We start from the raw sequence: 19841 nt of genomic DNA, 5'->3' as shown, positions 1-19841 counted from the left end.
CGTCAGCACGAGTCACAATCGGCGCGTTCGTCCAGGCACTACAAATCAATCACGATGTCGCCCTCAGGTTTTGCGCAGCAAATCAGCACATTGCCATCCGCCGGAGCATCGACGGGGTCCGGCCGGTAGCCGACATTGCCCTCCACAAGTCCGGTCTCGCAAGTGTGACAGACGCCGGTTCGGCACGACCATCGCACAGGCACATCGCAGGCCTCGGCCAGTTCGAGCAAGCTCTGGAATGTCGGCTCCCAGCGCACGTTGAGACCGGTGCGGGCAAATGACACCAGCGGCCCCGAGCCTGTGAGCCCGGCCGGCAAATGTGGCGGCCGGGGGGGCGAAACAGCTATGCCGGGGGTCATCGCAGGACCGGCGCCAAACATCTCGGTGTGGATGCAATCAGGCGCGATGCCCAAGGCTGCAAGGCCGACGGTCAGATCGCTCATGAAGGTCGACGGTCCGCAGACATAGACGTCACAATCGCGCGGCAGGTTGAGCGACTTGAGCGCTTGCGCATCCAGACGGCCGCAAGCGTCGAAATCTACATCGGGCCGATCCTTGGGGTCGGGAGAGCTGTAGCAAATATGGCTGTGATGGTGAGCGAGCGCCTTCAGCAGCCCGCGCGCCTCCTCGGCAAACGGATGTTCGCGGCCATTGCGGGTTCCATATAACCACCAGACTTCCCGGGGCGATGCTTCGGCCGCCAAAACATGAAGCATCGCCAGCACCGGCGTCACTCCGATCCCGGCACTCATCAGAACAACCGGCCTATCGCCTGGCCGCAATGTGAAACTGCCGCGTGCGGCACTTGCCTGCACGATGTCGCCAACCTGCAGCTCGTCGTCGATGTAGCCGCTGGCAGCGCCATGGGCCTCCCGCTTGATGCTGACGCGGTAGCGGGTGGCGCTGGGCTCGCCCGACAGCGAATAGCTGCGCATCAGTGCTGGCGCAGAAGTCCCTCCGAGCCGCAGCACTACGAACTGCCCGGGGAGTGCGGCGGCAACAGGTTGGCCATCCGCCGGTTCGAGCACGAGGGAAACCACGCTGCCGCTTTCGCGCACCTTGCGCGACACACGCAGCGGGCGGAACCCGCGCCATGCCGGAGGTGGGGCGGACGCGGCGGTCAGCCCGGCATTTCCTGTCGGCGCGCCCTGCTTCCGCTCCTGTCTGATCAGCGCCTGGAAAGAACGACGCCAGCCTGGGCTCAGCGCCGGGATGCGCAGTGCGCGCTCCAATTGATCGCGGGGGTGGCCCGGCATATAAAGCAGCGCGTTGATCTCGAAAACGCTCATGCCTTCAGGCCCGGACGCCACTTTCGTGATCTCGTTGCCGGCCTGCACTTCCCCTTCCTCCAGCACACGGAAATAGAAACCGGGTCGACCGTGTTTGACCACCAGCGCGGCCATCTCCGGCTCGTCCATGCGTATGCCGAGCCGGTAGCAGGTGACGCGTGGTTGCGTCACTTCGAACAAAGCGCCGCCGATCCGGAAACGGTCTCCAATGCAGACCTCTGCGTCGGGCAGGCCATCGACGGTGAAATTCTCGCCGAACTGCCCGTAGACGAAGTCGTCTCGGCGCAATTGCTCCTGCCAGTACCGATAGGAATCGATTTGATAGACAAAGACTGCGCGGCGTTCGCCGCCGTGGCCAGCCAGGTCGCCTTGTCCATCGCCGTCAACGTTCAGGCGCCGAACCATACGCGGGCCGTCGACCGGCGTCTTCCAAATGGCCGTGTTGACGATCTTGCCTTGCCAGGCGACGTCGCGCGGCACGCCCACATTGACCGAAAGCAAGTGTACCATGACATTTCTCCCGAATGATGCTCACCGCAATTTCGAGATCGACGGAGGACGGTTACAGCGTCAATCTCAGCTCGAGATAGTGTTCGGTCAACGTCGTCAAGGTGAAGGCTCTGTTGAGGCCGCTCGGATTTGGCAAGAGCCAGACGGCGGCGCCGGCAAATGTCTCGGGTTGACGACCCCATTCAACATCGGCGCGAAGACTGATCGCCGCGTATGCCGCCTTTCCGAGAAAGGCCAAATTGGCCGGCGCAAACTTTCGTATCTTGTTTTCCAGGACAGGCGCGGCGCTCAGATAATCGCGCCTCTTGAGCTCGCTTGCGCTTTTCGTCGGACGTGAAACCGCCGATGTCAGACCACAGCCATATTGCAGCAGCTCGCGCTCTTCATCCGCCTGCAGCAGACGCGGTGTAAATCCAGCCAGATGCAACACGCGCCAAAAACGGTTGCTCGGGTTCGAGAAATTATGCCCGTCGCGAACGGCGGACAAAGCCGGATTCAATCCGCAGAAAACCACGGAAAGGTCAGGTGCGAGGATTTCCGACAATCCGGTGCTCGGCATCGTGGAGGCGTCTGAACTGTCGAGTTCCGCGGACATGGCATCATCTTGCATTATGGGACATCGCTCGAATTACGCCTGTCAAACATACCAACCGTGCATCGAGCGAAACGAGCTTCCTGAATACCATCAATGAGGGGCCGGTCTGACAGACGCACGGTGCTAATCATCTTGCCGAAAATGCCGATGAATGGCCTTAGTGGCAATTTGAAAAATATCGGGCGCAATCGATTCTTTGACAGGATCTGCAATGACCACCGAAGCACGTAATTCGCATCCCATCTACTTCGTCGGAGCTTTTGCCACCGGTGGGCTCCTGACTTTCATGGTGCACCTCAATGGGGAGTTGGCCCGTTATGGCAATCCCCTGTTCTCATCTTGGACCGCTCACGGCACAGGCATAATTGCTGCCGTCATTCTTCTCCTAATGGTCCACCGCCGGCGCACGCCGAGGGTAGAAAAAGCCCCCAATGCGCCTTGGTGGGCTTACTTCGGTGGGATATCCGGTGCGGCAACGGTCATTCTGACCTCGATTGCGGTCAACTCACCGCTCGGGCTCTCCGGCACCTTGGCTTTGGGTTTGGCGGGCCAGGTCGCCTTCAGCGTCGCGGCCGACAGCTGGGGATTGTTCGGTCTGCCAAAGCGGCGTCCGGATAGACAAGACATCGCTGCGCTCGGCCTGGTCGTCATGGGGGCTGCACTCATCATCCTGTTTGGGCGAGGTGCGGCGTGACGGGGTTCATTCTCCTCGCGTGCCTGGGCGGTGTGCTCGTCGGCCTCAGTCGTCAGCTCAATGGACGGTTGAGCATATCGACGACGCCGCTGATTGCATCCTTCTGGAATCATGCCATAGGCTTTGCTGCCCTCACCTGCCTTGGTCTCTTTGTAGGAGGTCTGCTTCCTGCGGGTGCTGCCGAGGCGCCTTGGTATGCCTATCTGGGTGGTCCGATCGGCGTCATCTTCGTGGCCGCGGGCAGTTGGGTCATTGCTCGAATAGGTGCGGTCAATTCGGCTCTGTTGATCATCGGTGGCCAGATGGTGACAGGGGTAGCGTTTGATTATATCAGCGCCGTTCCAGCGTCATTTTGGGCAAACGCGACCGGAATTGTTCTCATCGTCGGCGGAATGATGGTCAGCCGGGGACGACGCAAAGCCGGCGGTTCGCAATAGCCATGCGTTGCGCTGCGATTCAGGTGCCATTGCTGACCGAATAATTTCATCGGCCGGTCGCAAGCCATGGGGACGGATAAACGGTGGGGCATGCTCCGCGCCGCATTTGCTCTTTCACTCAACTTTTAGTCGCCGGGCCACATTCATAAGCATCCTGTCGGCGCTCCTTGCGCCGAACAAGGAAAGCGAAACATTTCCCGCACAATTGATAATGGGAAAAGCCAGTTGGGGGCAGCCGCTAAGGCCCGAGAGACACAGGAGCTTGATGCAGGCGGAACGAAATGCGGCGAAGCTTTCCGGTTCGGCATCGCGCGTGGGCGGGTTCATGGCCAAGGTCGGAAGAGCGACAACCACATTTTCGCACAGCAACCGGTCGATCTGCCGGGAAAAGAGCGCGGCGATCCTGAATGCCTCGCGCACCTCCTCGTCGTCCAGGCGAGATCCTGACAGGAGGCGCGCAGCAATATCGGGCGCAATGGCTTCAGGGCTCCGCTCGAAGAGTGTTTTGTTGCTTTCCCAGGCTTCCCTTTGCAAGATGGTGATGAACGCCAAAGCAAGATCGGCGAGGCTGAACGAGGCGATAGCATTGGTCATGCGAATAGGCATGCCCGCTGATCGAAGGCTGGCGATCATCTCGTCGGCGACCGCGTCGTCGATGGTTGCGAAGATATCCTCGGGTATGAGAATAGATGTTGGTTGGTCATTTGCCGCGGGCATGCCGACGGCGCTCATCACCACGGCCATTGGTTCCAGGCTTCTCGTCATGAAGCCCGGCACGTCGAAGCTTGGCGCCAGCGGACGCAGCGCCCTGTTGTCGAGGCTTCCATGTGTCGGCCGCCAGCCGATGAGACCGTTGACGGCGGCGGGCAGACGGATGGAGCCGGATGTGTCTGTTCCAAGGCCGATATCGGCGAAGCCAGCGGCAACCGCGACGGCCGAGCCCGACGACGATCCGCCGGGAATGAGGTGGGGATCGCGCGGATTGATCGGCATGCCGAAATGGATGTTGCCGCCGATCAGGGAATAGGCGAGCTCATCCGTATTGGTTTTGCCGACGAAGCAGACTCCGGCATCGAGCAGCGTCTGGACCAGAGGCGCCGTCGATGTCTTGATGCCGGAGGCGGCGAGCACCGCGGCATTGCCAGCCGCTGTGGGATAGCCGGCAACGTCGAAAAGGTCCTTGACTGCCAGTCGAAGGCCGGAAAGCGGACCGGTGGTCGCGTGCCGTACATCCGCATCCGGATAGGGCATGAAAGCGTTCCATGGGTCGCGCACTCGCCCCGGCTCCTAGATCTTCAGATGTTGCAGCACACGGTCGCGGCTCTCTGGACCATTGGGGCTTTCGTCTTCGATCGCCCCGAGTTTGAGAATGGCCCAGCGGTCGGCCACCGAAAGGGCAAAATCCAGGTTCTGTTCGACCAGCAGAATGGTCGTGCCGCGCTTCTCGCGCTCGTCCTTCAATGCTTTGGCGATGTTCTGAACAACGGAGGGCTGCAGGCCTTCGGAGATCTCGTCGATTAGCAACAGTTTTGGCCGCAGCATCAGCGCCCGCGCGAGGATCAGCATTTTCTGCTCCCCGCCCGACAGGGTGCCGGCCTTCTGTGTCAGCCGGTCCTTCAGGAAAGGGAAATAACCGTAGACCCGCTCCAGGGCGGATGCCAGATCCCGGTCGCCTTTGAGCGCGAGGCGCAGATTGTCGCGGATGGAGAGATCCTGAAACAACGGCAATTCCTGAGGGGCATAGCCTATTCCGGAAGCGATCAGCTCGGCAGGCTTCCTGTCGGTGATGACAGCACCGTCGACCTCGATCGTGCCTTTGCCCACACGCAGGAAGCCAAGGATCGTCTTCAGCAGCGTCGTCTTGCCCATACCGTTCTTGCCCATGAGAGCGAAGATCTCGCCCGGCCGGATGGCGAGCGACACGCCGTTTACGACATCGACCGCGCCATATCCGCTCGATATGCCGCTGAGCTTGAGTTTGAACGCGTCAGCCATGGGCGCCTCCTGCGTAGATGGTTCGAACCGTTTCGGAATTGACCACGTCATTCACCGTGCCGTCGAGAACGAGCTTGCCCTGGTGGAGAACCACGATGCGGCTCGATATGTCGCGCACGAAATCCAGGTCATGTTCGACCAGGATGGCGGCGAAACCCATCTCGTCCGTCAGTTTCTTGAGGATGGTGCCGATGGTCATGCGCTCGGTCTTGGTAAGGCCCGCAGTCGGCTCGTCGAGAAGAATGATGCGTGGTTCCAGAGCGACGACCATCGCCAGTTCGAGAGCCTGCCTTTGACCGTGCGACAGCAGCGAGACCGGCTTGTCCAGCATATCAGCCATGCCGGTGAGCGTCAGGATCTCGGCTGCAGCTAGCGGCAGCACGATCTCGGCGAGCGATCGCATCGGGTCGGGTTTCTCGCGGCTGAAACGCGCCATCTTGAGGCATTCGCCGATGGTCATGCTGTCGAAGATGCTGGCGACCTGGAATTTACGGCCGACGCCGAGGGCGACGATCCGTTCGGGAGCACGACCGGCGATATTCGTGCCGATGATATCCACTTGACCTTCGATCTGCTGGGTGCCGTCCGACAGACAACGCATCAGCGTGGTCTTGCCGGCGCCGTTGGGGCCGACCAGGCTAACGAGTTCTCCGGCGCCGATTTCAAGGTCGATGCCCTTGAGGACGGAGAAGCTGCCATAGGACTTGCCGAGGCCGCGGATCGACAGAAGGCTTTTGCCTGCCAGGGCACCGTCCTTGGCGACGATGCGCGTCGGCAAGGATTTCAGAGTGCTGTTGGAGTTTGTGGATTGCAGGAAACGCGTCACCAGGGAGGCGAGGCCGCCCGGCAAAAGGATGATCATGGCGACGAAGAGCGCGCCGATGATCAATTGCCACAGGAAGGGCAGATCGCCCGAAAGGCTGGCGCTCAGATAATCGATGCCGATTGCGCCGAATAAGGGTCCGATAATCGTTCCCCGGCCACCGAGCGCCGTCCAGACGACGAGTTCGGTTCCGAATACGAAGCCGGTATTCTCAGGCGCGACGACACCGGACGCGTTGGCATAAAGGAAGCCAGCCAGACCGCATACCCCGGCCAGAACGCCCGTCAGGACGATCTTCAGCCGAGCGGGGTTCATGCCGAGATAGGCGATGCGGGCTTCGTTGTCGCGGATTGCAAGGAGCAGACGGCCGGCGTCCGACCGGACGAAGACGATGGCAAGAACGGCCAAGACCAGCAGGCACGCGCCCGACAGGCGGAAATAGCCGGGAAGCCCGAGCGGGAGGGTTTCGTAACCGACAAGGCCGCTCGAGGAACCGGTCCAGGTGCCGCCGGAAAAGACGAGTTGCGTAACGACGATCGGCACGACGAGTGAGATCACGGTAGCATAGAGTGGTGTCGATCCGTGATAGAACGACAGCCAGCCGACGGCGAGGCCAAGCACGAGAGGAACGAGCACGGCGGCGACAAGAGCGACGACGAAAAGCGCCGGGCTTGCGCCGATATGGGTGAGGACCATGGCGGTGGCATAGGCGCCCACGCCAAAGAATGCCGCCTGCCCGAAGGTGAGAACACCCGTATAGCCCCAAAGCAAGTCGACGGTGATCGCCAGCATTGCGTAGATCATCGAACGCGTTAGCACGTTGAGGCTGAAGCGGCCGAGAAACATCGGTCCGAAGACGATCAAGAGGAGAGCTGTGAGCGCCAGCGCCAGAAGAAGGACAAGCCGGAGTTTTTGTCTGTCACGCACGGGCAAATCCTTTCGGACGTATGCGCAATGTGATTGCGCAGAGGACGGCCACGGTGATGCCGCCGAGGATTGGACTGAAATAGATGCTGACAAGCACCTGAGCGGCCCCGAAGATGAGGCAGGCGGCGGCAAGCGCGCCGAAAGAAGAGCCTGCGACCATCACCAGCATGAAGGCGCCCGTCAGCCAGGCGACGCCCATATTGGGATCGACGCTGGTCAGCGGCGCGAGCAGCACGCCGGCAAGGGCCGCCAGGCCGGTGCCAATCATGAAGGTCGCGAGCCGCACCTTTTCGGTATCGATACCAAGCCCGCGCGCCAGCGTTTCATTCATGATGACCGCCCGGGCGGAAAGACCAAGCCTTGTCCCATCGAGCAGCAAGGTGAAGCCGAGACCGAGACAGATGGCGGCGACAATGGCGAAAAGACGGTAGGCCGAGTAGCCGGTCCCAAAGAGATCGAATGTGCCGGGCAGCAGCGCCGGCGTAAACTGGACATCACGGCCAAACCAGAGCGTAATCAGCTGGCCGATGACGATGCCAAGGCCCCAGGTTGCAAGAATGGCGTCGAGCGGGCGGCGATAGAGAGGCCGCACGATGAACCGTTCGGCAACACCGCCGAGGATCGCGCCGACCAGAAACGCGAAGGGAATGGCAAGCCACGGATTGAGGCCGAACCGGCTGACGACGACAGCGCAATAGGCCCCGATGGTCAGCCATGCGCCATGCGCGAAATTGATGATCTTCAGCACGCCGAAGATCGCAAGCAGCCCGGCGGCAACGATGAAGAGAATGGCCGCAGTGCTGACAATATCGAGAAAGAGCGTCATTTCTAGAACTCCGATGCTGGAGGCGGGGCGCCCTGCCCCGCCACGCTGGTTTCAGAGATTCGGGCACTGATCGCCAGGATCGACGTCTTTGAAGCTATCGACGACTGCAACGCTGCCATCGTCCTTTACCTGGCCAAGATACATCGTCAGCGGCGCATGGTGCTGCTTGTTCATGGAGATCTTGCCGCGCGGACCGGTGAAGGATACATCGGGAAGGGCTTTGAGCACGTCCGCCGTATCCGTGCTGCCGGCCTTCTCGACGGCTGCCTTGTAAAGGTAGATCGCTTCATATTGCGGCACGGAAAGATCGTTCGGCGTGCGCAATTCCTTGCCGAACTTCTTGTCCATGGCCGAGAGAAAAGCCTTGTTTTCTGGGCTGTCGATGCCGGTGACGTAGGATGCGGAGAGGAAGATGTCCTTGGCATCGCCGCCCATGCTCTTGGCGGTGCCTTCGTCGACCGCGAGATTGCCGTAAGGCAGGGTGACGCCAGATGAGCGCAACTGCTTGGTCAAGGTCACGTTCGGTGCACCGCCGGCCGTCGAGGTGATGATGGCATCGGCGCCCGAGGAGCGGACCTTGGAGATGATGGCCGTCCAGTCGCTGCCGTCCATCGGCAGATATTCCTCGCCAACGACCTGAGCCCCGGCTTTTTCGATATAGCCCTTGGCGAAGGTTAGCATGCCGCGTCCGAAGGCATAATCCGAACCGATCAGGAAGAACTTCTTTGCGCCCTGTTTGCTGATGAAATTGTCGACGACGGGCGGCACCTGCTGTTCCGGAACCCAGGCATCGACGAAAAGATTGGCGTTGCAGGATTTGCCTTCGTAGAAGGACGTGTAGATGTATGGCACGTCACCCTTGGAAATGATCGGCAGGCCGGCATTGCGCGCAGCACTCGTTTCCATGGAGATGATGACGTTCACCTCCTTCTGGAAAACAAGGGAGTCGAAGGCCTTTTGGGCGCCGGCCGCCCCTGATGCATCGTCGGCGATCTCAAGCTCCAACGGCCGCCCGAGCACGCCGCCTTTGGCATTGATTTCTTCGACGGCGAGCTCCGCAGCTTGGACGACGGACGGCGCGACCACGCTGTTTGCGCCAGACAGCCCCACCGGCACGCCGATCTTGATCGGATCCTCGGCGAAAGCTGCGGTGGCGAATGCGGCAGATGCCAGCGTAAGGATTATGGTTTTCATTTGCATTTTGTTCCCCTTTCTTGAGTGGGTTGATATTACCCGTAGACATCGGCTCGGCGGTCGCCGAGCAGATGATTGAAGCTGTTGAGCGTGCGGGTTTCCGTCACGCTCGACAGATCGATTTGCGCAAGGAGGATTTCCTCGCGATCGGCACTGGCCGGACCAGATATCGGCCAGCCCTGCGGGCCGACGATAAGGCTGCGGCCGATGAAGGACTGGCCGCGCTCGATGCCGATACGGTCGGCGCAGGCGATGTAGAGACCATTGGTGTGGGCGGCCGCCTTATGGAGGATATTGGCCATAGGCTCGGGAACGCTTTCCGCACCGGCCATCGGGACCCAGTTGGTGGGCACGCAGACCAGCTCGGCGCCGGCTAGCGCCAACTGACGAAACGTTTCCGGAAACCAGCCGTCGTAGCAGATGGCGATGCCGATACGGCCGAAAGGCAGGTCGAATGCCGGCAGTCCGAGATCGCCTTTTCTGAAAAGACGGTTTTCGTTGTTCCACAGATGAAGCTTGCGGTATTTGCCGATATATCCCTCGGGACCGCAAAGAAGAGCGCTGTTGTAAAACCGGTCGCCATCCTGCTCGGCAACGCCGCTGACGATGTAAAGGCCAAGCTCCTCGGCAAGGCGGCAGAGCGTCTCGGCACTTGCGCCGCCGGGTACCGGGCCGGCCAATGCGGCAAGCTCGTGGCCGTCGCGGAAGGTGTAGCCGCTATCGGCCAGTTCCGGCAGAACGACGATCTCCGCGCCTTGGGCCTTCGCCGTCCTCGCCAGCCGCTCGATAGCCGCGAGATTACCGGCGCGATCACCGACGATCGGTTCGAACTGGACGGTTGCAACGGTTACCGTCCGTGCGGTTGAGGTCTTGACGCTCAATCTTGTCTCCAAACGCAAAAAACCTCTGGCACGGAATTCAATCCGTGAACCAGAGGCTACATAGCCAAATGTGAATGCGGCAGCCCTGCCGCTGAGCAAACCTGCTCGTTATCTTTAGGCTTGCACGAAAGAAAGTGACCGTCAAGCCGCTTCAGCAGGCATTTTCAGGGGTGCAAGGGTTAGCGACCTAAGGTTGAGTTTTTGCGCCGATGGAAAGTCCGAGGCTTTTCATGGTGTCTTGTGCGGCAATGATGGATTCGGCGATCGTCGCCATCGGAACGCGCTTTGACGTCGCCTGATCTCGCAAGAGTTTATAGGCTGCCGCCTCGTCGAGACCATTCATGACCCGCAGCGCCGAAACGGCTTTTTCGACCAGCCGGCGACTTTTCAAGGTTTCCTCGAGTTTCTGCACCTTGCCGGCGAGCCTTTTTTCGTAGCTCTGCCGATAGCGTGCAAGCGCAAATTGCGTCAGGATGCCAAGCGGCCGCAGCGGTTTGCTGATAACGCCGTGGGCGTTGAGATCGATGATCGCCTGGAGGGCTGTCGGGCTCTCATATGTGACGATGGCGATGATCGCCGTTTGCTGGAGGTCGATGATCTCAAGCGCGTGCTCGACATGCACATCCTCGACATGCAGGAAGACGGTGTCTACGTCGGGAGGCAGGGCTGGCGGAAGCGGCCATGTCGCCCGGACCTCGCAGCCAAGGCGTTTAAGGTGGGCGATCAGCACGTCGCCGTCCTCGTCGCGCGGATGGACGACCAGAACGCGTGCACGCCGCAGATCCTGAACGATCCTGCTCGGTCCCGCCATATCAGGCCTCCAACCAAACGTCTTCGAACCGCGACGCCGTCAGGTAGGGGTCCGGCCGGATCGGGCCAGGCGCCTGCCAGGCAATATCGAAAAGTCCATCGGCGCGCGCCACGCCGATACGGGGATGCAGCCAGAGATGACGGGTATCGGCGTCGAAGTTGATCCGGCCCTCCGGAGCAAGAAAATCTTCCTGGAGAATTTCTTCGGAAATGCGATGGGTCTCGAGCGAGCCGGCCCGGGCAAGCGCGCGGGCAAAAAGGTGCACCTGCGCATAGGCCGGCTGCGACCAGACGCTCGTGGTGAACTCCTGGCCGAAACGGGCCTTGAATGCTCCCACGAAACGCTCATTCGCCTCGTTCTCGACCGTCTGGAAATAGGTCGCCGAGAGAATATGGCCGGTGCAGGCATCTGCTCCGATCTCGCGAATCTCGCTCTCGGCCATGGTCAGGCTGGCAATCGGAACCCGCCTGCGATCGATTCCGGTCTCGGCATACATGCGATAAAATCGCTGCGCCGGCCGGCCGATGATCGTCGAGAAGATGGCATCGGGCTTGAGACGGACGATATCGGAAATAACCGAACGCAAGGTCTGTTCGTCGGCATGAAGAGGTAGATATCGCTCGCTGACGACTTCACCGCCCTTTGCCTCTACCACATCCCGCATGACCCGATTGGATTCGCGCGGATAAATATAATCCGCGCCGACGAACAGGATGCGGCATCCGTGGTGGCGGAGAAGGTATTCCGCGAGCGCGAAGGTGTTCTGGTTGAGGGTGGCGCCGGTATAGACCACATTCTCCGAATATTCGAAACCTTCATACATCGACGGATAAAACAGCAGTCCGTTGTGCCGCTCGACGATCGGCAGCACCGCCTTTCGGCTGGCCGACATCGAGGCACCGAAGATGATGTTGACGTCGTCATCGGCCAGCAGGCGCCGTGCCAGATTGCGATAGGCGGTTTGATCCCCGCCCGGGTCATAGGCGATCGGAACGATGGGCTTGCCAAGCACGCCGCCCGCCGCATTGACTTCCTCGATCGCAAGTGCGGTGCCAAGAAAGTGCTCGGTTTCCGTAATTTCGCTAATTCCGCTTCTGGAAAACAGCACTCCCACCCGCCATTCGGAGCTTGTCATCTTTGCCTTTTCCGACGTGTTGGAGGTTCGAAAGCGGTGAATGCCTCAGTTCCGCGCTTTCGACTTCCATACCCTTAGTGCTTTTTCATGGGATCCTGCAAGCGGGTGCGATGCAGGTCGCTCTCACAGCAGACCGAGACGGGAATTACCGGCTGTGAACCGTTGCGGGCATCACATTGTCGGGGATCGGGCATATATAGGCTTTACCGCTGGTCTTTTCTCGCCACTCGGCCGTCGCGGCTGCCAGGAGGTCGGATGACGACATCAATGCGAGCCCTGTTGTCGCAAGCGTCTTGGCCGCATGCGCCATGGCTTTGTGCGCGGCCGGGCTTTTTCCCTGCGCGACGACCTGCCAGGTATGGGGATTGGTGCCGATCGCCCAGGCTGGCGCCCAGCATTGCGCGGTTGGCGTCACCCAGCTGACGTCACCGACATCGGTCGATCCGGCCCGGAAATGCGATAGTCCTTCGAAATCGCGCAGACCGGTGTGCAAGGGCGTCGAGCCATCGACCTTGGCATTGGAGAACACATCGCCCTTCATCTGATAGAGGCGGATGCTGCTCCTGATCGCTTCCTCAGTGAAGGTATCCTGGATTTCCCTGGCGAAGGCGATGTCAGCCTCGTCGAAGGCTATCGGCCCGAGCGCGACCATGTTCTCGTGCATTGCCGTTTCAAGCGTGATGTTGGGAAGAAGGTTCGTCGAGGCGGTGTCGAACACGATCTCGACTTCGGTTTCGGTCATCATCGCGGCACCTCGTGCAACTTTCTCGACGCGCCCGGCAAGCTCAAGCGTCTGCGGCATGTCAGGCGCCCTGATCAGATAGAGAACCTCGGCGCTGGCCTGCACGACATTGGCGGCCCTGCCGCCGGTGTCGGTGATCGCGTAGTGAACGCGACAATCCTGCGGCATGTGTTCGCGCAGGAAATTGACGCCGATGTTCATGAGTTCGACCGCATCGAGCGCCGAACGGCCGAGATGGGCGCTGTTGGCAGCATGTGCCGCGACACCCCTGAAGCGATAGTAATATTCGAGAACGGCGAGATTGTTCGTTGAACGAACACCGTTGAACGGAGCCGGATGCCAGGTCAGGGCGGCATCGACGTCATCGAATGCCCCGGCACGAACCATGAATGTCTTGCCGGAACCGCCCTCCTCTCCTGGGCAGCCGTAATAGCGCACCGTCCCAGGCAGGTTGTTCTCCTTGAGGTGGCGCGCAAGCGCAACCGCCGCCATCAGCGACCCGACGCCAAGCAGATTGTGCCCGCAGCCGTGGCCGGTCGCTCCCGCCATTTGGGGACGAGGCTCGGCCAGGTTGGCGGTCTGGCTCATTCCGGCCAGGGCATCGAATTCGCCGAGGAATGCAATCACCGGCTTGCCGCTGCCGGATTCGCCGATGAAGGCCGTTTCCATGCCTGCGACGCCGCGGCGCACGGCAAAGCCGTTTTCCTCGAGTGTCCTTGCCAGCAATTGCGACGAGCGCCGCTCCTCGAACTTCAACTCCGCGAAATCCCAGATACTGTCGCTGAGAGCGACATAATCCGGTTTCATCTCTTCGATCGTCGCGGCAATAGAGCTGATCGCGTCAAGATTCATGGTATTCCTCGCTGTCTGTCATGCCGCCACAGGGACGTGTTGCACCGGACCCGGCAGGACGGCCTGCCGGATCTCCTATTGACTGTCGAAGTGGGATGGCGGCACCCGATTCACCGGGCGCGGCAATTCGGGCTCAATTGTCGAGCGAAACTTCCCAAAGACGGGCATTCGATTGCCAGACGGGCTGACCCTTCAGCTTCTTGGTCGCGCCCCAGACATCGACCATGTCGTAGAGGAAGATGCCGGGCATTTCCTTGAGCATCAGCGTGTGAAACTCGTCGAAGATCGCCTGACGCTTCGTCTGGTCGGACTCCGCATAGGCGGCCTTCATCAACTCGACGGCTTTCGGGTCATCCCACATCAAAGAAGCGTTCTTGTCCTTGTTGCCGACATAGAAGCCGTACATCAGCGCCGGATCGAGCCTTGGCGCGACCGACTGCGAGATGATCTGATAGTTGCCGGAGCGGCGACGATCGACCTGCGTCGCATAGTCGAGCACCTCGATCTGCACATTGAGACCTGCCTGCTGCATCATGGCCTGCGCCATCACAGCGGCCGGGAAGCTTGGCACGTTGCTGCGCTTGTTGGCGATGATGGTGATCGGCTCGCCCTTGTAGCCGGCCGCCGCAAGCTCCTTCTTCGCGGTCTCGAGGTCATAGGGCAGACGGGTCTTCTGGACATCGTCGAAATAGAGCGAGTCTTCCGAAACCATCGAGCCGTTGGCTGCGCCGGTGCCATTAGAGGCGGCCTCGACGAGCTGGTCGAGATCGAGTGCCATCGCCATGGCGCGGCGCACGCCGGGATTGCTCAGCACCTTGTCGCGCGTCTGGATGTAGAAGAGGTTTTTGCCGTTGTTGCGAGCCACGATCAGTTGCATCGTGTCGCTCGTCTTGAATTCGGGAATGAGATCCGGCGAAATCTCCGCCGTATCGAGTACGCCAGACTGAAGGCCGGCCTTTACGGTCGAAGCATCGGGAATGACCATGAACTTGATGCCATCGACGAGAGGGCGTTTGGAGCCGACCATGCCGTCGGGCTTGCCGTCGTTCTGGGGCGAGACATAATCGTCGAACTTGGCAAGGTGGATATACTCGCCCTTCTTCCATTCATCCCATTTGAAGGGACCGGTGCCGATCGGTTTGATGAAGCTTCCGTCCGCACCGACCGATTCCGGGGAAATCATCCCGGTATAACCGCATTCGGGGCGCGACATCAGGCCAAGGAAAATCGCGGATGGCTTTTCCAGCGTGATAGTGACCGTCGAAGTATCGACTGCCTTGACCCCCGTAACATGCACGCTGCCGCTGCCGTCGAAATCAGGAAGGCAGGTCCATTTCGTTTCGGGCTTGAGATAGCGGTTCCAGTTCCACACGACGTCATCGGCGGTCAATTTCTTGCCGTTGTGAAATTTGACGTCGTCACGCAGTTTGAAGCTATAGGTCAGCCCGTCAGCCGAGACTTCGAAGCTCTTTGCCAGCAGCGGCTTGACCTCGCCGTTGTTGGCATAGCCGACGAGCCCTTCGACGATATGCAGGATGACGCCATCGGTATTGCCGTCGCGATTGACGCCTGGATTGGCGCTGCGCAGATCGGAGCTTTGAGCCACGACGATGTCGCGGGCGTCGACCATGCCGGTCATCGCCATCAACATGGTCCCTGCAAGAAGAAGCTTATGCATTGTTCTACCCTCTTTTATGGATTGTTAGGATCGGAGTTCATCCCAGCAGGCGCGTGAAAGCCTGCCGATGGTTTCAAGCGCGACCGTGTAGCCAGGGGTGCCGTCCGGCATTTCCTGCGGCACGTCGTCGGTATAGGCGGCGATGATGTAGAAGGGGGACCCGTCGCGATAGACGATACCGGCATTCATGCGGCCGCGCTTTCCCGTGCCGCCCTTATGGGCGACGAGCACGCCGAATGGCAGCCGGGAGGGAATGGCATAACGCAGGATCTGGTTCTTCAGGGTTTGAAGCGCGTAAGCGCACAGCGTCTGCGAGCAGCCGAGCCGGTCCGCGGCTTCCGGCGAATCCTGCGCATCCAGGATGGTCTGCAGCAGATAGGCCTGATCCCGCGCGGTCGTCGTGGTGACGGCCTTCAAAGAATGATCGGGCGACAGTGCCAAGGGAGGGATGAGGAAGCGATGGTTGGTGCCTGACATGCCGATCGACTTGCAATAACCGTCGACCTCTTCGAGCGTCAGCCTTTCGAAGACCATCTTGGTGCAGACATTGTCGCTCAGCACCATCATGCCGGTGATGGCATCACGCAGCGATATGACGATACCGGGCGTCAGATAGCGGAACATCCCGCTCGCCACTTCCTCGGCGAAGCGCTTTTCGTAGGTGATCGGTTCGTCCAGATCCAGGCGGCCTTCATGCGCGGCCTTCAGGGCTGCCATCATGATCGAGGTCTTTCGGGTGCTGGCGGAGGGCGTTTCCTCGTCCGCGCCTCTGCCGATCGTTTCACCACTGCCAAGCGCACGCACCATAAAACGTGTCACGAACGGCTGGGCATCGCAGATCGCGGTCAATCGCTCCGCAAGCTTTCCGGATTCAATCATCGTCGTCATGTCAGTTCTCCAGGCGCCATTTGAGGATCACGCCGCCCTGAGCATTGTGGTCCAGAGCGGGGATGGCCGAGAGAAGCCTTTGCGTATAGGCCTCCTTCGGGCTGTCGAAAACCGTATCGCGGTTGCCCTCCTCGATGATCCGGCCGTCCTGCATGACGACGACGCGATCGGCCACCTGTTCGACCACGCCGAGATCGTGGCTGATGAACAGGCAGGAAAAGCCGTAGCGTTTTTGCAGATCCGACAGGAGTTCGAGCACCTGCGCCCTGACCGTCACGTCAAGCGCCGATACCGGCTCGTCGGCGATCAGGAATTTCGGCCGGCGCGCAATGGCCCGGGCAATCGCCACGCGCTGACGCTGGCCGCCCGAAAGCTCATGCGGGTAGCGCCCGGCGTAGTCGGCCCCAAGCCCGACTTCTTCCAGCGTCTCCAGGGCGCGCTTGCGCTTTGCCGCAGCGTCGAGATCGGGAACGAGCCGCAGAGCTTCTTCCACAAGCGCGACGATGGTCATGCGCGGATTGAGCGAGGAATAGGGATCCTGAAAAACCATCTGGCAATTCAGCCGGTAGTCCATCCAGTCGTCGTCGCGGCTGCGTCCCTTGAACCGAATATCGCCTTCGCTCTCCCGGACCAGTCCGGCAATGGTGCGGCCGAGCGTGGTCTTGCCGGAGCCCGAACCGCCGACCAGTGCCACGACTTCGCCCTCGTGGATATCGATGCTGACGCCATGCAGCGCCCGCTTTGTCGTTGCCTTCTTCATCAGCGACCGCCGGCCCGCATAGTCGACGACGATATCCCGCGCCGAGACCATCGGCGCCTTGGTCTTGTCGATCGTCCGCGTCTCTCCGCGAAACGGCAGGGAGGAGAGCAGTTTCTTGGTATAGGCACGCTGCGGTGCGTCGAGCAGATCGGCGGTGCGTCCTTCTTCGACGATCACGCCCTTTTCCATGACGACGATGCGGTTCGTGTAACGGGCAACCATCGGCAGATCGTGACTGATCAGCAGCACGGCGGTGCCTTCCGCCTGTGTCAGTTCCACCATCAATTCCATGACGTCGCGCTGGATCACGGCATCGAGCGCGGTCGTCGGCTCGTCGGCGATCAAGAGCGCCGGTTTCAGCAGCATGACGGATGCCAGCATGATGCGCTGGCGCATGCCGCCCGAGAATTCATGCGGATAGGAAGTAAGCGCTCCGGCGGGATCGCGGATCCCGACCCTGTTCAGCATGTCGAGGATCCGGCTGCGCCGCTCTTCCCGCGAAAGTTTCGTATGCAGCTGCAACCCTTCTTCGAGTTGGCGGCCGACGGTCATCGAGGGATTGAGCGAGGTCATCGGCTCCTGGAAGACGACACCGATTTCCGCACCACGCAATTGGCGCAATTGCGCGCCGTTCATGGAAAGCACGTCGCGTCCCTTGTAGGCAACAGAACCGTCGATCACCTTGATGGGTGCCGGCAGCAGCGAAATCAGGGCGCGTGTTGCCAGCGTCTTGCCCGATCCGCTTTCTCCGACGATGCCGAAGATCTCGCCTGGCGCGATGTCAAAACTGACGTTCTTGACGACCTGCACACCGGTCCCAGTGGCCTGAAGCGACAGGTTGCGGACATTCAAAAGAGTTTCATTGGTCATTTCAGCCCCCTCATCCGCGGATCAAGCTTGTCTCTAAGAGCATCGCCCAGAAGATTGATGCCGAGGAGCGTCAGCGCGATCGCCAGGCCCGGGAACAGACCCAGCCAGACAGCCTGTTCGATGAATGGTCGGCCGGCAGCCAACATGTTGCCCCAGGTCGGCGCCGGTGGTGGAACGCCGAGACCGAGAAAGCTGAGCGCGCTTTCCGAAAGGATCGCCCAGCCGAACATCGAGGTCGCAAGCACGGTGATCGGGGCGATGCAATTGGGGAGAATATGGCGGAACATGGTGTAGAGCTCGCCATTGCCCATCACCTTGGACGCCTCGATGAACTCCCGCTCGCGCAGCGACAGGACCGCACCCCGAACAACGCGGGCCATCGAGGGAGAATAGGCAATGCCCAGCGCGAAGATGATGCCATATTGATTGGCGCCGAAGACCGCGAGCAATCCTAGCGCCAGAAGGATGCCCGGAAAGGCGAGCAGCGCATTGTTGACGGCCATGATGACGGCATCGATCCAACCGCGGGCGTAACCGCTGACGAGACCGATCAGCGTGCCGCAGGCCGTCGCGAATGTGACCGTCAAGGTGCCGATCCAGACGCTCGCCCGGGCGCCGACGATCAGGCGGCTGAGAACGTCGCGGCCGAATTCGTCGGTTCCGAGCCAATGGACGCTGCTTGGCGCCGCCAGCCGTGCCGTGAAGCCGAGCTTCATCGGATCATAGGGGGTCCAGAAAAGGCCGATCGCAGCGGAGATGAGCAATGCGGCGATCAGAATGCTGCCGATGAAGCCGTTGAAGGTGACGTTTTTCATTCGGCGACTACCCGCGGATCGAACAAGGGATAGAGCAGGTCGACGACCAAATTGACCAGCACATAGGAAAGCGAGACGAACAGCAGACACCCCTGGATAACGGGGTAATCGCGGGCAAAAATACTGTCGACCATCAGTCGCCCGAGCCCCGGAATGGTGAAGACCGTCTCGATGACGGCAATGCCGCCGAGCAGATTGCCGAGGATCAGGCCGATGACTGTCCAGGTCGGGCCGAAGGCATTCTTGAAGGCGTGCCGCCAAAGGATGGCGCTTTCGGAAAGCCCCTTGGCCCGGGCGTGAGTGATATAGTCGAGACGCAGCACTTCCAGCGTCGAAGCGCGTGCCATGCGGATCAACACACCCATCTCGTGAATGACCAGGGTCATGATCGGCAGCACGAGATAGAGCAGGCCGCCGGTAACGTTGCTGCCGATCGAGACATAGCCCAGCACCGGTAACCAGCCGAGTTTCAAGCCGAAGAAAAGCAGAAGCAGGAGGCCGAGCCAGAATGTCGGGATCGACAGCAGGATCGTGGCCGTGCCGACCAGCGCCAGGTCCGTCAGACTGTTCTGCCGCCAGGCGGCGATGACGCCGGCCGGCACGGCGATGAGGCTCGCCAGAAGGACGGCGACGACGACGACTTCGGCGCTGACCAGAAAGCGTGATGCGACGAGCGGCAGAACCGCCTCGTCATTGACGATCGAACGGCCGAAGTCACCCTGCACGACGTTGGCGGTCCAGATCAGGAACTGTTCCGGCAGCGATTTGTCGAGGCCGAGTTCAGAGCGCATCGCCGCGATCTGATCCGGCTCAGCCATATCGCCCAGCATCAGTGCCGCCGGATCGCCGGGTATGAAGCGGATCAGCGTGAAGACGGTCACCGAAACGAGGACGATCGTCGGCAATGCCATCAGCAGGCGGTTCAGGACGAATTTCAGCATTTTTGTTCCCCGCGATGGGCGATGGACAGTGTCCGGCGCCATCGGTTTCGTTGCTGCAGACTATGATCGAATGAAGAAATATCCGCAATATTATGCGATTCCGTCATAAGTCTATGCGGAATACGACCGCAACCAAAGCGGCTGCGTTCGCGTAAGAATTCAGGCTAAAAATTTGATT

At 60.5% G+C, this 19841-nt stretch carries 18 protein-coding genes; 2 read left to right on the top strand and 16 right to left on the bottom strand.

Going from position 1 to position 19841, the window contains the following annotated elements; translation table 11 throughout:
- Positions 1-38: 38 nt before the first annotated feature.
- Positions 39-1799 (bottom strand): MOSC and FAD-binding oxidoreductase domain-containing protein, encoded by a 1761-nt coding sequence (locus tag U5G49_RS24640; RefSeq protein ID WP_193444109.1) that lies wholly within the window; start codon positions 1797-1799, stop codon positions 39-41.
- Between the two features lie 52 nt (positions 1800-1851).
- Positions 1852-2394: a G/U mismatch-specific DNA glycosylase gene (mug, locus tag U5G49_RS24635; RefSeq protein WP_246288888.1), complete on the bottom strand. Its 543-nt coding sequence runs from the start codon at positions 2392-2394 to the stop codon at positions 1852-1854.
- A gap of 211 nt (positions 2395-2605) precedes the next feature.
- Between mug and U5G49_RS24630 the strand changes: the two genes are divergently transcribed.
- Both U5G49_RS24630 and U5G49_RS24625 read left to right on the top strand, forming a co-directional pair.
- Positions 2606-3088: a DMT family transporter gene (locus U5G49_RS24630; protein ID WP_193444107.1), complete on the top strand. Its 483-nt coding sequence runs from the start codon at positions 2606-2608 to the stop codon at positions 3086-3088.
- Positions 3085-3525: a DMT family transporter gene (locus U5G49_RS24625; RefSeq protein WP_193444105.1), complete on the top strand. Its 441-nt coding sequence runs from the start codon at positions 3085-3087 to the stop codon at positions 3523-3525. Before U5G49_RS24630 ends, U5G49_RS24625 begins: the two co-directional genes overlap by 4 nt.
- A gap of 114 nt (positions 3526-3639) precedes the next feature.
- Here U5G49_RS24625 and U5G49_RS24620 read toward each other — a convergent pair whose 3' ends face one another.
- From U5G49_RS24620 to U5G49_RS24555, 14 genes are all read right to left on the bottom strand, one after another.
- Positions 3640-4800: an amidase family protein gene (locus U5G49_RS24620; protein WP_193444103.1), complete on the bottom strand. Its 1161-nt coding sequence runs from the start codon at positions 4798-4800 to the stop codon at positions 3640-3642.
- Positions 4801-4812: 12 nt separating this feature from the next.
- Positions 4813-5520: an ABC transporter ATP-binding protein gene (locus tag U5G49_RS24615; protein ID WP_193444101.1), complete on the bottom strand. Its 708-nt coding sequence runs from the start codon at positions 5518-5520 to the stop codon at positions 4813-4815.
- A complete protein-coding gene (locus tag U5G49_RS24610; RefSeq protein ID WP_284199441.1) occupies positions 5513-7270 on the bottom strand; it encodes a branched-chain amino acid ABC transporter ATP-binding protein/permease in 1758 nt (585 codons plus the stop codon). The genes U5G49_RS24615 and U5G49_RS24610 overlap by 8 nt, the downstream gene beginning before the upstream one ends.
- On the bottom strand, positions 7263-8096 hold the full coding sequence (locus U5G49_RS24605) for a branched-chain amino acid ABC transporter permease (protein ID WP_193444097.1): 834 nt from the start codon (positions 8094-8096) through the stop codon (positions 7263-7265). Before U5G49_RS24605 ends, U5G49_RS24610 begins: the two co-directional genes overlap by 8 nt.
- Positions 8097-8147: 51 nt before the next feature.
- Positions 8148-9296: a substrate-binding protein gene (locus U5G49_RS24600; protein ID WP_193444095.1), complete on the bottom strand. Its 1149-nt coding sequence runs from the start codon at positions 9294-9296 to the stop codon at positions 8148-8150.
- Positions 9297-9325: 29 nt separating this feature from the next.
- On the bottom strand, positions 9326-10171 hold the full coding sequence (locus U5G49_RS24595) for a nitrilase family protein (protein WP_193444093.1): 846 nt from the start codon (positions 10169-10171) through the stop codon (positions 9326-9328).
- 187 nt (positions 10172-10358) lie between these two features.
- Positions 10359-10982: an ANTAR domain-containing response regulator gene (locus U5G49_RS24590; protein WP_112908695.1), complete on the bottom strand. Its 624-nt coding sequence runs from the start codon at positions 10980-10982 to the stop codon at positions 10359-10361.
- Position 10983: 1 nt separating this feature from the next.
- Positions 10984-12117, bottom strand: coding sequence for a transporter substrate-binding domain-containing protein (locus U5G49_RS24585; protein WP_193444091.1), 1134 nt, complete (start codon positions 12115-12117; stop codon positions 10984-10986).
- A 145-nt stretch (positions 12118-12262) separates the two neighbouring features.
- Positions 12263-13711 carry a M20 family metallopeptidase gene (locus U5G49_RS24580; RefSeq protein WP_193444089.1) on the bottom strand — a complete coding sequence of 483 codons (1449 nt, stop codon included), beginning with the start codon at positions 13709-13711 and terminating at the stop codon, positions 12263-12265.
- Positions 13712-13844: 133 nt separating this feature from the next.
- The gene (locus U5G49_RS24575; protein WP_193444087.1) at positions 13845-15389 is read right to left on the bottom strand and encodes an ABC transporter substrate-binding protein; all 1545 of its coding nucleotides are present in this window, start codon (positions 15387-15389) and stop codon (positions 13845-13847) included.
- A gap of 24 nt (positions 15390-15413) precedes the next feature.
- Positions 15414-16277 carry a serine hydrolase gene (locus tag U5G49_RS24570; protein ID WP_193444084.1) on the bottom strand — a complete coding sequence of 288 codons (864 nt, stop codon included), beginning with the start codon at positions 16275-16277 and terminating at the stop codon, positions 15414-15416.
- Between the two features lies 1 nt (position 16278).
- Complete coding sequence (locus U5G49_RS24565; protein ID WP_193444082.1) at positions 16279-17907, bottom strand: ABC transporter ATP-binding protein; 1629 nt, start codon at positions 17905-17907, stop codon at positions 16279-16281.
- Positions 17904-18722, bottom strand: coding sequence for an ABC transporter permease (locus tag U5G49_RS24560; RefSeq protein ID WP_193444080.1), 819 nt, complete (start codon positions 18720-18722; stop codon positions 17904-17906). Before U5G49_RS24560 ends, U5G49_RS24565 begins: the two co-directional genes overlap by 4 nt.
- Positions 18719-19663 (bottom strand): ABC transporter permease, encoded by a 945-nt coding sequence (locus U5G49_RS24555; RefSeq protein ID WP_193444078.1) that lies wholly within the window; start codon positions 19661-19663, stop codon positions 18719-18721. Before U5G49_RS24555 ends, U5G49_RS24560 begins: the two co-directional genes overlap by 4 nt.
- Positions 19664-19841 lie beyond the last annotated feature (178 nt).

Source organism: Rhizobium indigoferae, from assembly GCF_034554815.1.
Classification (GTDB): domain Bacteria; phylum Pseudomonadota; class Alphaproteobacteria; order Rhizobiales; family Rhizobiaceae; genus Rhizobium; species Rhizobium leguminosarum.
This window is presented reverse-complemented; position numbering and strand designations above follow the sequence as displayed.

Bases quoted from the DNA above. Each gene is read 5' to 3' on its own strand.
- U5G49_RS24565 (WP_193444082.1), bottom strand. From the start codon at position 17,907: ATGACCAATGAAACTCTTTTGAATGTCCGCAACCTGTCGCTTCAGGCC.
- U5G49_RS24600 (WP_193444095.1), bottom strand. From the start codon at position 9,296: ATGCAAATGAAAACCATAATCCTTACGCTGGCATCTGCCGCATTCGCC.
- U5G49_RS24630 (WP_193444107.1), top strand. From the start codon at position 2,606: ATGACCACCGAAGCACGTAATTCGCATCCCATCTACTTCGTCGGAGCT.
- U5G49_RS24580 (WP_193444089.1), bottom strand. From the start codon at position 13,711: ATGAATCTTGACGCGATCAGCTCTATTGCCGCGACGATCGAAGAGATG.
- U5G49_RS24555 (WP_193444078.1), bottom strand. From the start codon at position 19,663: ATGCTGAAATTCGTCCTGAACCGCCTGCTGATGGCATTGCCGACGATC.
- U5G49_RS24615 (WP_193444101.1), bottom strand. From the start codon at position 5,520: ATGGCTGACGCGTTCAAACTCAAGCTCAGCGGCATATCGAGCGGATAT.
- U5G49_RS24640 (WP_193444109.1), bottom strand. From the start codon at position 1,799: ATGGTACACTTGCTTTCGGTCAATGTGGGCGTGCCGCGCGACGTCGCC.
- U5G49_RS24585 (WP_193444091.1), bottom strand. From the start codon at position 12,117: ATGACAAGCTCCGAATGGCGGGTGGGAGTGCTGTTTTCCAGAAGCGGA.
- U5G49_RS24605 (WP_193444097.1), bottom strand. From the start codon at position 8,096: ATGACGCTCTTTCTCGATATTGTCAGCACTGCGGCCATTCTCTTCATC.
- U5G49_RS24560 (WP_193444080.1), bottom strand. From the start codon at position 18,722: ATGAAAAACGTCACCTTCAACGGCTTCATCGGCAGCATTCTGATCGCC.
- mug (WP_246288888.1), bottom strand. From the start codon at position 2,394: ATGTCCGCGGAACTCGACAGTTCAGACGCCTCCACGATGCCGAGCACC.
- U5G49_RS24570 (WP_193444084.1), bottom strand. From the start codon at position 16,277: ATGACGACGATGATTGAATCCGGAAAGCTTGCGGAGCGATTGACCGCG.
- U5G49_RS24590 (WP_112908695.1), bottom strand. From the start codon at position 10,982: ATGGCGGGACCGAGCAGGATCGTTCAGGATCTGCGGCGTGCACGCGTT.
- U5G49_RS24575 (WP_193444087.1), bottom strand. From the start codon at position 15,389: ATGCATAAGCTTCTTCTTGCAGGGACCATGTTGATGGCGATGACCGGC.